Origin of the sequence: Nosocomiicoccus ampullae, from assembly GCF_019357495.1 — a bacterium.
Lineage (GTDB): Bacteria > Bacillota > Bacilli > Staphylococcales > Salinicoccaceae > Nosocomiicoccus > Nosocomiicoccus ampullae.
Genome location: NZ_CP079110.1, coordinates 363,380 through 375,791 on the forward strand (window position 1 = coordinate 363,380; position 12,412 = coordinate 375,791).

At 33.9% G+C, this 12,412-nt stretch carries 13 protein-coding genes; 9 read left to right on the top strand and 4 right to left on the bottom strand.

Annotation, left to right across the window (positions count from 1 at the left end):
• Positions 1-52: 52 nt before the first annotated feature.
• The 3 genes from KPF49_RS01910 to putP all read left to right on the top strand — a co-directional run bounded on the left by KPF49_RS01910 (position 53) and on the right by putP (position 3,973).
• On the top strand, positions 53-997 hold the full coding sequence (locus tag KPF49_RS01910) for a beta-ketoacyl-ACP synthase III (protein WP_183673506.1): 945 nt from the start codon (positions 53-55) through the stop codon (positions 995-997).
• 16 nt (positions 998-1,013) lie between these two features.
• Positions 1,014-2,255, top strand: a complete 1,242-nt coding sequence (gene fabF, locus KPF49_RS01915) for a beta-ketoacyl-ACP synthase II (protein WP_183673508.1) — start codon at positions 1,014-1,016, stop codon at positions 2,253-2,255.
• Between the two features lie 227 nt (positions 2,256-2,482).
• Positions 2,483-3,973: a sodium/proline symporter PutP gene (gene putP / locus KPF49_RS01920; protein WP_183673606.1), complete on the top strand. Its 1,491-nt coding sequence runs from the start codon at positions 2,483-2,485 to the stop codon at positions 3,971-3,973.
• Positions 3,974-3,996: 23 nt separating this feature from the next.
• Here putP and trpS read toward each other — a convergent pair whose 3' ends face one another.
• Complete coding sequence (trpS, locus tag KPF49_RS01925; RefSeq protein WP_183673510.1) at positions 3,997-4,995, bottom strand: tryptophan--tRNA ligase; 999 nt, start codon at positions 4,993-4,995, stop codon at positions 3,997-3,999.
• 232 nt (positions 4,996-5,227) lie between these two features.
• Here trpS and spxA point away from each other — a divergent pair, with 232 nt between their 5' ends.
• From spxA to pepF, 4 genes are all read left to right on the top strand, one after another.
• Positions 5,228-5,623, top strand: a complete 396-nt coding sequence (gene spxA, locus KPF49_RS01930; protein WP_183673512.1) for a transcriptional regulator SpxA — start codon at positions 5,228-5,230, stop codon at positions 5,621-5,623.
• A 123-nt stretch (positions 5,624-5,746) separates the two neighbouring features.
• A complete protein-coding gene (locus KPF49_RS01935) occupies positions 5,747-6,496 on the top strand; it encodes an adaptor protein MecA (RefSeq protein ID WP_183673514.1) in 750 nt (249 codons plus the stop codon).
• Between the two features lie 50 nt (positions 6,497-6,546).
• Entirely contained in the window at positions 6,547-7,500 is a 954-nt protein-coding gene (locus KPF49_RS01940; RefSeq protein ID WP_183673516.1) for a competence protein CoiA, read from the top strand.
• A gap of 65 nt (positions 7,501-7,565) precedes the next feature.
• Positions 7,566-9,365, top strand: a complete 1,800-nt coding sequence (pepF, locus tag KPF49_RS01945; RefSeq protein WP_183673518.1) for an oligoendopeptidase F — start codon at positions 7,566-7,568, stop codon at positions 9,363-9,365.
• Positions 9,366-9,547: 182 nt separating this feature from the next.
• Here pepF and KPF49_RS01950 read toward each other — a convergent pair whose 3' ends face one another.
• The 3 genes from KPF49_RS01950 to KPF49_RS01960 are packed head-to-tail and all read right to left on the bottom strand — an operon-like array spanning position 9,548 to position 11,303.
• Positions 9,548-10,327, bottom strand: coding sequence for a DsbA family protein (locus KPF49_RS01950; RefSeq protein ID WP_246562772.1), 780 nt, complete (start codon positions 10,325-10,327; stop codon positions 9,548-9,550).
• A 27-nt stretch (positions 10,328-10,354) separates the two neighbouring features.
• Positions 10,355-10,720: a globin domain-containing protein gene (locus tag KPF49_RS01955; protein WP_183673520.1), complete on the bottom strand. Its 366-nt coding sequence runs from the start codon at positions 10,718-10,720 to the stop codon at positions 10,355-10,357.
• Between the two features lies 1 nt (position 10,721).
• Entirely contained in the window at positions 10,722-11,303 is a 582-nt protein-coding gene (locus KPF49_RS01960) for a CYTH domain-containing protein (RefSeq protein ID WP_183673522.1), read from the bottom strand.
• Positions 11,304-11,418: 115 nt separating this feature from the next.
• On the opposite strand from KPF49_RS01960, the gene KPF49_RS01965 reads away from it, so the two are divergent.
• The gene (locus tag KPF49_RS01965) at positions 11,419-11,769 is read left to right on the top strand and encodes a UPF0738 family protein (protein ID WP_183673524.1); all 351 of its coding nucleotides are present in this window, start codon (positions 11,419-11,421) and stop codon (positions 11,767-11,769) included.
• Between the two features lie 15 nt (positions 11,770-11,784).
• A complete protein-coding gene (gene yjbM, locus KPF49_RS01970; protein ID WP_183673526.1) occupies positions 11,785-12,405 on the top strand; it encodes a GTP diphosphokinase in 621 nt (206 codons plus the stop codon).
• Positions 12,406-12,412 lie beyond the last annotated feature (7 nt).

Genomic DNA, 12,412 nt, shown 5'->3' on the forward strand with positions numbered 1-12,412 from the left:
TACATTGTGCTAAATTAGTACCTAGTAATAAAAATGAATAAGGTGTGGTGAGATGGCGAATGTAGGGGTTGTTGGTATTGGTAGTTATATTCCAGAAACAGTTGTAACGAATCATAAATTTGAAAGCTATTTAGATACATCTGACGAATGGATTACCGAAATGACAGGTATTAAAGAACGACGATTTGCTGGAGATAATATCGAGACAAGTGATATGGCCGTACTTGCTGCTAAAAAAGCGATTGAAAATGCCAATATTAATAAAAAAGATATCGACATGATTATAGTTGCTACGACAACTCCTGATTATCATTTTCCATCCGTTGCAAATATCGTACAAAGTAAACTTAACCTAAATCATATTCCGTCATTAGATCAATCAGCCGCTTGTACAGGGTTTATATATGCATTAGTGACTGCGTATCATTTTGTTGAGGCAGGTACATATAAAAATGTTCTCGTTATTGGTGCAGACAAGATGTCTAAAATAGTCGATTTTAATGACCGTTCAACCGCAATTTTATTTGGAGATGGTGCGAGTGCTGTTGTTTTAAGCGAAGTCAGTGATGGGTATGGTATTAAGTCGTTTGAACTTGGAAGTGACGGAGACGGTGGAGAATCATTATATGTCGACAAAGATACTCACCACATTAAAATGAACGGCCGAGAAGTATTTAAATTTGCTGTACGAGCGATTAAAGAATCGAGTTTATCTGTAGTAAAAAAGGCAGGACTAAGAAGTGAAAACATTGATATGTTAATCCCGCATCAAGCGAATATTCGTATTATGGATTACGCAAGACAGAAGATGAACCTACCAAACGATAAATTAAGTCAAACACTGAAGTATTATGGTAATACTTCAGCAGCCTCAATACCGATAAGTATCGACTATGAATTGAGTAATAAAAGAATTAAAGAAGGAGATCATATTGTCCTTGTTGGATATGGTGGTGGCCTAACATGGGGCGCTGTATGTATGACATGGGGAAAATAATAGGAGGAATATAAATATGGCAGAAAAAAGAGTAGTAATTACTGGAATGGGTGCATTAACACCAATTGGTAACTCGGTAGATGAATTATGGGAGAATGCATTAAATGGAGTTAACGGAATCAATGAAATTACTCGAATTGATACGAGCGATTATAACGTTCACATCGCAGGAGAATTAAAAGATTTTGACGGAGAAGAATACTTCGGACGTAAAGAAGCGCGCCGTATGGACCGCTTCACGCAGTACGCAGTCGCAGCATCAGATGAAGCGGTCAAAGACTCAGGTCTTGATATTAATGATGATATTAGCGAACGCGTCGGAGTATGGATTGGTTCTGGTATTGGTGGCATTCAGTCGTTAGAAGACGGTTTAAGAGTACTATTTGACCGTGGACCAAGAAGAGTAAGTCCATTATTTGTGCCGATGATGATTCCAGACATGGCAGCAGGACAAGTATCGATTCGTCATAACGCTAAAGGACCAAATGGTGCGACAGTAACTGCATGTGCAACAGGTACAAATTCTATCGGTGATGCATTTAGAATTATCGCAAGAGGAGACGCTGACGCGATGATTGCAGGAGGAACTGAAGCACCGCTTACACATATGGGAGTAGCGGGATTCCAAGCAAACCGTGCGTTAAGTAAATCAAATGATCCAGATTATGCATCAGTACCATTTTCTAAAGACCGTTCAGGATTTGTAATGGGTGAGGGTTCAGGAATTGTTGTACTAGAAGAATTAGAGCATGCGAAAGCACGTGGTGCTAAGATTTATGCTGAGATTGTTGGATACGGTAGTACAGGAGATGCGCACCATATTACAGCACCTGCACCGAATGGTGAAGGTGGCGCACGTGCAATACAAGCAGCACTTAATGACGCAGGAATTCAGCCAGAAAATATTCAGTACGTAAATGCACATGGTACATCTACACCATATAATGATGAGTATGAAACACTTGCAATTAAAACAGTATTTGGCGATCACGCGTATAATTTAAAAATTAACTCAACGAAGTCTATGACAGGTCACTTACTCGGCGGTACAGGTGCTATGGAAGCAATCATTACAGCGAAAAGTATACAAGATGGTAAAGTCCACCCGACAATTAACTTAACAAATCAAGACCCTAAACTAGATCTTGATTACTTAAAAGATGGACAAGAAGAATTAGATATTGAATATGCAATTTCTAATAGTTTAGGCTTCGGTGGTCATAACGCAACAATTGTTTTAAAAAAATATACTGAGTAACTTTAAATAGGCGCTATATTTAAAAAAATATGGCGTCTATTTTTATTTTTTAAGTATTAAGTTTATTTAATTTTACAATTATTAATAATGATAAAAAATTACTATGTAAAACGCTTTTATGATTTTGTATACTAAAATTATCATTAAAAAAGGGGGAGCTATAAGTGCTTTTATTAGGAGCAACACGTGTTCGCGATGCAGTAACTTTAGATTGGCAGACTTATGTCATGATTGTACTGTACTTTTTAATTTTACTATTCATCGGTTGGTATAGTTATAAAAAGTCAACAGATGACTTAAACGAGTACATGTTAGGAGGACGTAATATTGGGCCTTATGTAACCGCTCTATCGGCTGGAGCAGCAGACATGAGTGGTTGGATGATCATGGGGTTACCAGGAGAGGTATATTCGGTTGGGCTTTCGGCAGCTTGGCTTGCGATTGGTTTAACTGTTGGTGCTTACATAAACTATTTCGTCGTCGCACCGAGATTACGTGTGTACACAGAAGTTGCGAATGACTCAATTACGATTCCTGAGTTCTTCAACAATCGTTTAAGTGACAACACGAACTTAATTAAGATTATTTCTGGACTTATTATCGTTGTGTTCTTTACGCTATATGTAAACTCTGGACTTGTAGCAGGAGGACGTTTATTTGAAAGCGCATTCGGTACTTCGTATCACTTCGGTTTAATCTTAATTGGAATTATTATTATTGTTTATACGTTCTTTGGTGGATATTTAGCGGTATCACTGACAGACTTCTTCCAAGGGGTAATCATGTTAATTGCGATGGTTATGGTACCGATCGTTGCAATGCTTCAATTATCAGGTTTAGATACGCTGAGTCAAGCAGCAGAATTAAAACCAACAAACTTAGACTGGTTTAAAGGTACGACAGTCATTGGTATTATCTCATTCATTGCATGGGGACTTGGTTACTTTGGTCAACCGCATATTATCGTTAGATTTATGTCTGTTCAAAACGTTAAAAAACTTAGAACTGCACGTCGTTTTGGTATTAGTTGGATGGCAGTGAGTTTAGTTGGAGCAGTATTAGTCGGTTTAACAGGTATTACATTCGTGAACAGTAACGACTTAGTACTTGAAGACCCAGAAACGATTTTCATTTTAATGGGACAATTATTATTCCATCCGTTAGTTGGAGGATTTTTACTCGCTGCAATTTTAGCAGCAATTATGAGTACAATCGCGTCACAGTTAATCGTAACGTCAAGTGCATTAACTGAGGATTTTTACAAACTAATTCGCGGTAGAGATAAAGCAGATACAAACAAAAAAGAATTTGTTATGGTCGGGCGTTTCTCAGTGTTACTCGTTGCAGCAGTCGCAATGGTAATTGCATGGAACCCAAACTCTACGATTTTAGATTTAGTTGGTAACGCATGGGCAGGATTCGGTGCGGCATTTGGTCCAATCGTTATTCTCTCATTATATTGGAAAGGTTTAACGAGAACAGGCGCTATTTCAGGAATGGTCGCAGCATCAATTACAGTTATTCTTTGGATCGTAGTTATTTCACCGATGGGTGAAACAGGATCAGATTTTTGGAACTTATATGAAATCTTACCAGGATTTATCGTGAACTTAGTTGTTACAGTTATTGTAAGTTTATTTACAAAGAAACCAGAACAAAACGTAGAAGAAGAATTAAATATAGTAAAAGAAAAAATCAGACAAGATTTAGCGCAATAAAAAAACGGGTTCAACCCGTTTTTTTACTTTCTTTTTCTACCTAGACCAACCGCATGCTCCATTTTACGTAACATTTTGATTGTTTTCTTAAATGCACGCTCTTGACCTTCGTCTAGAATTTCGTCGAGTTCTTCTGAGTTTAAGTAGTCATTTACTTTTTCTTGGAAATCGATTAGAAACTCCTTAACAATTTCTCCTAAATCTTTTTTAAAGTCTCCGTATGTTTTACCTTCGTACATTTTTTCAATTTCTTCAATAGTATAATCAGTGAAACTTGAATAGATTACAAGTAAGTTAGAAATACCTGGCTTATTTTCTTTATCATACTTAACAATCATTTCTGAATCTGTTACTGCACTACGAATTTTTTTAGCCGCAGCGTTAGGGTCATCCATAAGTGAAATAAATCCTTTTTGATTTGCATCACTCTTACTCATTTTGCTCGTCGGTTCTTGTAAACTCATAATACGTCCACCAAATTTTGGTAAACGTGTTTCAGGTATTGTAAAGATTTCTTTATAGCGGAAGTTAAAACGTTCAGCAAGAGTACGTGTTAACTCTAAGTGTTGTGCTTGATCGTCTCCAACTGGTACGACATCTGCATTATAGAGTAAAATATCAGATACCATTAGTGTAGGATAAGTAAATAATCCCACGGGAATTCCTTCTTTTTGAGATTGTTTACGAGATTTATCTTTAAACTGAGTCATACGTTCTAATTCGCCCATATATGATAGCGTTTGGAAAATCCATGTAGCTTGTGAGTGTGTCGGTACTTCAGACTGTATGAAAAGTGTTGCTTTTTTTGGATCTAATCCCGCTGCAAGATAAATTGCCGCGAGTAACTTAGTGTTTTTACGTAACTCAAGACGGTCTTGAGGCACAGTAATCGCGTGTTGGTCCACAATACAAAAATAAGATTCATATTCTTCTTGCATTTCTACGAACTGAGTAATCGCACCGATATAGTTACCAATTGTAGGTACACCGCTCGGTTGAATACCAGAAAAAAGAGTTTTCATAATTTGCCTCCGAAAAAATAGTGTTATATATTATTTTAATATGATTTCAATATTCTATCAAATCTACATTAACTATCATAACTTCAAAATTTTTTCAAATTTTTTAATATATTTTCATGTTATTTTAATCTTCGAGGTTTATAATATAACTATAAAGGAAATAAGATGTTTACTAAGTTATAAAAATATCTATTTTTGTAGTTTATAGAATAAATATTGGAGTGTGAAATTTATGGTAACATTATTTACATCACCGAGCTGCACGTCTTGTCGTAAAGCAAAAGCATGGTTAGAGGAAAACAACATTCCATATACTGAAAGAAATATTTTTTCAGAAGCATTAACGCTTGATGAAGTTAAAGAAATTTTAAGAATGACTGAAGATGGTACAGATGAAATCATTTCTACACGTTCTAAAGCATTCCAAAAATTAAATGTTGATATTGACAGTTTACCAATGAATGAACTTTATGAGTTAATTATGGAAAACCCAGGCATGTTAAGAAGACCGATTATTATTGACCATAAGAGATTACAAGTTGGCTATAACGAAGATGAAATTAGACGTTTCTTACCAAGAAAAGTTCGTACGTTACACCTAAACGAAGCAAAACGTCTTGCTGAGTAAATGAATTTAAATTGCCTGTAACTGCAAAGTTACAGGCTTTTTGTTATTGTAGTTTATTCATTGGCATTTCTGTTTAAAAACTCGTATAATGAACGTTACCATTAAATGTGAGGGAGTGAGTGCATGAGATTTGAAAGGATAGATGATGAGACCTTAAAGTTCTACATTTCATATGATGATATTGAAAACCGCGGGTTTACTCGTGAAGAGTTATGGATGGATCGTAAACGTGGTGAAGAGTTTTTCTGGAAACTCATGAGCGAAGTAAACGATGAACATACAAAAGAATTTATGAAAGATGGCCCGTTATGGATTCAAGTTCATGCATTTGACAAAGGACTCGAGGTAGTCGTGTCTAAGTCCCAAGCTGATAATCGATATGGTTTAAATCGTCCGGAAAATATGAAAGATACTGAACTCGAAGAATTAATTGAAGAAACATTTAAAGATGATGACTTAGACTTAAATGATAAGGACGAAGAAGAACAGCTCCTTGAAGACCTTTACGGTGAAGAAGATAGTAAGGAATTAGATAGAATTAAAGAAATGATACAAGAAGAAAACAAACGTGATTATACAAAACCATTTATCGCTAAGTTTGACGATATTGATTCATTAATAGAATATAGTTACGGTAAAGAGGAAGATGAATCTCTTTATGATGATCTTCTACTTTCTTATAATGATAGTTTTTATTATTTAGTGTTCTTTACAAGACAAGGTAAATCTCAATCTGAAAGAATTAAATTAAATCTTTTAGAATACGGTGAAAGAACAGATAAGACTGAAGCGGTCTTAATGGAGTATGGTAATACGATTATGGCTTATAATGTAAGACGACAACTAAGACGAAATTTTGAAGCGTCTAAATAAAAAAAGATAATTCCCCTTTTTCTAGCATATATAGAAAAAGGGGAATTTTTATGTTAATCGCGATTGATAGAAATGGAAATGAAGTCGATGCTAAAGATGCAAAACGTAATGAGAAATATTTCTGTCCAGTATGTAATAGTGAAGTTCAGCTAAAACGTGGAGATATAAAAAAAGAACACTTTTCACATGTGAGTATTCATATGTGTGAAAGACATTTATACCGTAAAGAATCTGAAACGCATTTAATGCTAAAACACGAATTATATTTTAAGTTTGGAGAAGCATTTAATGTAAAAATGGAATGTTACTTAGAAAATATTCAACAGATTCCAGATTTACTTGTGGACGATAATCATGCAGTTGAAATTCAGTTATCAAAAGTTTCACCATCTATTATTTTAAATCGTACAAGAGGATATGAAAAAGAAGGTATTGACGTCACGTGGCTATTAAAAGAAGAAGATTTAAATATTAAAGCACATACTATTCAATTAACGCAGTTTCATTATGCGGTTATGAAGGATTTTATTATATATACAGTAAATAATGACTTAGAAATATCACGGTATGTTTTAACTGATAATTTAAGAAATAATCAGTGGTTATTTAAAATTGAGAGAATCCATTATACTGATATTTTTAATCATTACTGTCCATTGTTTTTTACAAAACTTCGGAGTAGAAACGATATTTTAAAAGAGATTAAAAGTGAACGTGAAAAACGAAGTTATTTAAATAAAACAATCGGATATCTATATCAATTATCGCTTAGTGAAGATAACTTACCAAAAATTTTATATTATAGTACTCCGTCAGAACGGTTTATTAATAATAATTCATTAGAATGGAAGTTATATTTATATTACGCAGTTAAAACAAATAGTTATAACTATCATGAATTTTTAAAACTTTTAAGTTTTAGAAAAATGAATCACATGACAAATCATTATGTCGCTAAAGGATTACTTAAAGATTTTAAACAATTATTTCGATTTACGAACTAAAATAGTTGCAAGATAATCTAAATATTGAGAAAATTAAAGAGATTACAAAACTCGGAGGTTACAATATGACAGAACTTTTAAAACGTGAAGATCAACGTGTCGAAGACACTTGGGATTTATCTTCAATATTTGAATCAGATGAAGCGTGGGAAGAGGCGTTTAAAACGCTTGAAAAAGAAATTGAAAAAGCAAATAACTATAAAGAAAAAGGAATCAATAGCGCTGAAGACTTATTAGAAGTACTCGAAGCTGAAAGAGAGCTTAGTGTTGAGTTCGGTAAACTATACGTATACTCACATTTAAAACATGACCAAGACACTTCAAACGGTAAATATCAAAGCATGAATAACCGTGCAAGTCAGTTAGCAACAAAACTTTCAGCGGCGTGGAGTTTCTTAATGCCAATGCTTATGCACATCGACGAAGAGACGCTAAACACATATGCTGAAGATGAAAAATTAAAAGAATTTAAATTTGATCTTGAAAAAATCAATAAAAAACGTAAACACGTACTAAGCGATAAAGAAGAAAAGCTCATCGCGCAAGCAGGACTTGTATTAGACAATCCATCTTCAACGTATATGATTTTTAATAACGCTGATTTAGAGTTTAAAAATGCAGTTGATAAAGATGGTAATGAGCGTGCAGTGACTCAAGGCACATATATCGATTTATTAAAATCAAATGACCGTGTACTTAGAAAGTCAGCGTATGAAAGTCTATATAACAAGTACGGTGAATTTGAAAACACACTCGCTCAAACGTTATCTGGAGAAGTGGATAGTCATATCTTTACAGCACTTGCTAGAGGATATGAGTCGAGTCGTGACCAAGCATTATCAAATAACCATATCCCTGAAGAAGTGTACGATCAGTTAGTAGATGTTGTGAATGACAACTTACATTTACTTCATAGATACACTGAATTAAGAAAAGAGATTTTAGGTTTAGATAAGCTAACAATGTACGATATTTACACACCACTCGTTGACGAGGACTTTAAAGTGACTTATGAAGAAGCAAAAGAACATGTAATTGATGCACTCGAACCACTCGGTGAAGAATATCAAGATATATTAAAAGAAGGTTTTGAAAATCGCTGGGTAGATGTTTATGAAAACAAAGGGAAACGTTCAGGTGCTTATTCTTCAGGAACATATGGTACAAATCCATATATTTTAATGAATTGGCAAGATAACGTTGATAATATGTTCACATTAGCACATGAATTTGGTCATTCAGTACACAGCTACTACAGCCGTAAAAATCAAACTGCAAACCAATCTGGTTATTCAATTTTCGTAGCAGAAGTTGCATCGACATTTAACGAGGCACTACTTGCACATTATTTATATAATCAGTTAGACGATGATAAGAAAAAATTATACCTTCTAAACGAACAACTCGAAGGATTTAGAGGCACAGTATTCCGTCAAACAATGTTTGCAGAATTTGAACATAAAATTCACACGTTAAAAGAAAATGGTGAACCGTTAACTGCTGAAAAATTAAATGAAGTATACGGCGAGCTAAATAAAAAATATTTCGGTGATGCAGTAGAGTATGATGAATTAATCGAAAAAGAGTGGGCGAGAATTCCGCACTTTTATATGAACTATTACGTTTATCAGTATGCGACAGGCTATTCTGCAGCAGCAACATTATCTGAAATCGTCCTTAACGGTACTGAAGAAGATAGAGATCGTTATATTAACGAATTTCTGAAAAAAGGATCATCAAACTACCCAATTGAAATTCTCAAAAATGCAGGCGTTGATATGACAACTCGTGAACCAATTGAGAAAGCGATGAGATTCTTTGAAGAAAAATTAGATCAATTTGAGTCGCTATTAAAGAAACAATAATGTAAAAACTTTGTGAAAAAGTTATCTAAACACTTGTGTAACTATTGATGCTGTGATATATTTAATATATAGAAAATCACTGAACATACCCCTTTGTAACAGTGAAAATTTCTCTCATCCCCTTTTTATTGGCGAGCATTTTAGAAGATGCTCGTCATTTTTTTATATAAAAAAAGCAACCATTACACATGGTTGCCGATTGCTTCAAAGTATATATTGTTTCCGTGAGTCACAGAATGGATATACTGAGTGAGTTGTAATTTATTTAATTCGTGATTTAAGTCCTTTTCATTCCAGTCGTAAATCATTTTCAACTCTTCGATGCTGACGAGTTCGTTATTTTTAATATAGTCATATATATTAGGTAGAGCTTTCTTTTGAACATCGATTTCTAAAAGTTCATGAATAATATAAGAATAAATAAAGTAATCATTTACCCCTTCTATTTTAAGACCTTCTTCTTCAATGTCACCGCTAAAAAAGACAAGTGTCGGTAAATCTTCAATGTCCATTTCACGATATAAGGCGAGGTCTCTTTTAAGTAGAGTGTGAAGACTTTCAGATTGCATTTCATCTATAAATGCATCGATATCTAGATTTGCAAGCTTTGCGCTATCAATGATGTTTTCCTTCGTGCAAACAGAATGTGTCGGTGTGATTCTGTTGTGTAAAAATCTCATGAATTTACGTGCACGGTTTCTACCTTGAATCTCAGATGCCTTGTATGCGAGTGCAATGTTGTCAACGTTAGAAGTAGACTGTGCTTGGCACTTCGTTAAAACTTTTAAAGAAGGCGCTAGTATTTTATTGATTCGAATATAGTCTCCATATTCTAATAAAAGTTTATTAATAATTGCTTCCATTTTTAAAATATCTTTTGAAAATGGATCAAAAAAATAATAGATTTCTATTTTGTAATCAGCAGGTTCAAGAAAAAGTGAAATTACATTCGATTCTTTCACAGCAGGTCACCTCTAAATAAAAGTAAATCAACGACTATTTACCATCGCATTTGCGGTAATCTCATAACGTTTATATATATGTTCTTTAATTTCACTTGGAAGTTTAACATCATCCATTGCTTTAGACATATTGTCTAACCAAGCATCACGTGCTTCTTCAGTCACTTTAAATGGCATATGCCTCATCTTTAACATAGGGTGTCCAAAACGTTCATTATATAGGTTAGGACCACCTAAAAATTGTATTTGAAATAATTTTTGCTTAAGCCTTGTTTCTGTTAAATCTTCGGGAAATAAAAAACGCATACGCGAATCTTTATCGACATAATCATAAAAACGATCCACGAGTTCTTCGATTTTTTCTTCGCCAAGTTGCTTATAAACCGTAACCATTTTATTCTCCTTTTTCAGATTGTAAAGCACGATAAAAACGTTCGCTCTTAACGATCGTTTCACTTCTATTAATATTATAAGTATTTAAAAACTCTTTAAAAATCTCTTCTCCAGTTGAAGCATCGTCTACTTCGAACTCGATTTCATAATCTTCTTGATTTAAGTATGTACTATAGTCTAAAACAAGCGTGCCACCATTATAATCTATTTCTTTACGAAATGTTGTTAATTTGCCTAGCACTTTTAACGTACGGTTAATTAAGTTCGAACGAATGATTAAAAACATCGGACGACTAAGCATGTCTTTATTTATAACGTCACTAATATTAACAGGTTGATCTAACGGTTTATGAAATTCTTCAACCGTATGTGCTTCTGTTGGTACTTTTAAAGTTAATGTATGTGTATTATTTTTTTCTCTTACTCTTAACATTAAATGATGATTTCTTAAATCCAATTTATCTGTATCGACATAATAATTGATTTGTTCGGTACCCTCAATGTCTTTAAATAACTCGTCGTGTATCGTATCGAACTCTTCTTTTGTTAATAAGTTTTTAAATTCAATTTCTGTCTCTTGCATAATAACCTCCTTATATTATTATTGCGATTTAATATAATGAAGTAAAGCATTACACATTTGGTGTCTGAAACAGTCATAAATATGATAGAATAAGTACCGGTAGAGGTGAATTTTTATGGATATTTATGTAAATGAAATTAAATTCGAAAATGATGAATTAAAATGCTATGTTGAGGAAGATTTTTCTGACAAAACTCTCGTCAGTATGGGACAAATGATTGTAGACTCAGATAACTTCACGATTATTTACATATTAGATGACGGTGAGGAATTTATTAGAACTCACTTCGTGACAGAAACTTGGGAGATGTTAGAAAGATATAGAGATTCTAAAATTGTGTTAAACGACCAAGTTGAATTAGAAGATTTTTATACACATTTAGAAGAGTTATTAGAAAATATTGAGGGCAACAACAATTACGGAAAAGAATTCGAAGGTAAAATTGTAGAGACATTCACAATTTAAAAGGAGGGGTCGTCTATGGATGAATGGAGCGTATTTTTATCTCCTTATAGACAGGCCATCGATGAACTTAAAATTAAGTTAAAGGGAATTCGAGAAGAGTATAAGCTTACGAATCGACCGTCCCCTGTAGAGTTTGTTACAGCACGAGTCAAGCCAGTTCAAAGTATTATTGAAAAAGCGAGCAAAAATAATATTTCTTACGACGATTTACGTAAAGGAATGTATGACATTGCTGGTGTCAGAATTATGTGCCAGTTCGTCGATGATATTATGATTATTCGTGACTTAATCGATAAACGTGAGGATATGAAGATTATTGAAGAGCGTGACTATATTAAGCATACTAAAGAAAGTGGCTACCGTTCATATCATATAATTATCGAGTATCCAGTATCAACAGTAGACGGCACAGTGGTTATATTGGCAGAAATTCAAATACGTACACTCGCAATGAATTTTTGGGCGACGATTGAACACTCTTTAAATTATAAATATAGTGGAGAGTATCCCGTTGAAATTAAACAGCGACTACAAAATGCTGCAGATGCTGCGTATTTATTAGATCAAGAAATGTCACTCATACGTGAAGAGATTCAAGAAGCGCAGAAATTCTTTTCATCAAAACGTAACGTCTAATTAGGAG

Excerpts from the sequence above, each read along its gene's own strand:
- KPF49_RS01910 (WP_183673506.1), top strand. The coding sequence starts at position 53 with ATGGCGAATGTAGGGGTTGTTGGTATTGGTAGTTATATTCCAGAAACA.
- fabF (WP_183673508.1), top strand. The coding sequence starts at position 1,014 with ATGGCAGAAAAAAGAGTAGTAATTACTGGAATGGGTGCATTAACACCA.
- putP (WP_183673606.1), top strand. The coding sequence starts at position 2,483 with ATGATTGTACTGTACTTTTTAATTTTACTATTCATCGGTTGGTATAGT.
- trpS (WP_183673510.1), bottom strand. The coding sequence starts at position 4,995 with ATGAAAACTCTTTTTTCTGGTATTCAACCGAGCGGTGTACCTACAATT.
- spxA (WP_183673512.1), top strand. The coding sequence starts at position 5,228 with ATGGTAACATTATTTACATCACCGAGCTGCACGTCTTGTCGTAAAGCA.
- KPF49_RS01935 (WP_183673514.1), top strand. The coding sequence starts at position 5,747 with ATGAGATTTGAAAGGATAGATGATGAGACCTTAAAGTTCTACATTTCA.
- KPF49_RS01940 (WP_183673516.1), top strand. The coding sequence starts at position 6,547 with ATGTTAATCGCGATTGATAGAAATGGAAATGAAGTCGATGCTAAAGAT.
- pepF (WP_183673518.1), top strand. The coding sequence starts at position 7,566 with ATGACAGAACTTTTAAAACGTGAAGATCAACGTGTCGAAGACACTTGG.
- KPF49_RS01955 (WP_183673520.1), bottom strand. The coding sequence starts at position 10,720 with ATGGTTACGGTTTATAAGCAACTTGGCGAAGAAAAAATCGAAGAACTC.
- KPF49_RS01960 (WP_183673522.1), bottom strand. The coding sequence starts at position 11,303 with ATGCAAGAGACAGAAATTGAATTTAAAAACTTATTAACAAAAGAAGAG.
- KPF49_RS01965 (WP_183673524.1), top strand. The coding sequence starts at position 11,419 with ATGGATATTTATGTAAATGAAATTAAATTCGAAAATGATGAATTAAAA.
- yjbM (WP_183673526.1), top strand. The coding sequence starts at position 11,785 with ATGGATGAATGGAGCGTATTTTTATCTCCTTATAGACAGGCCATCGAT.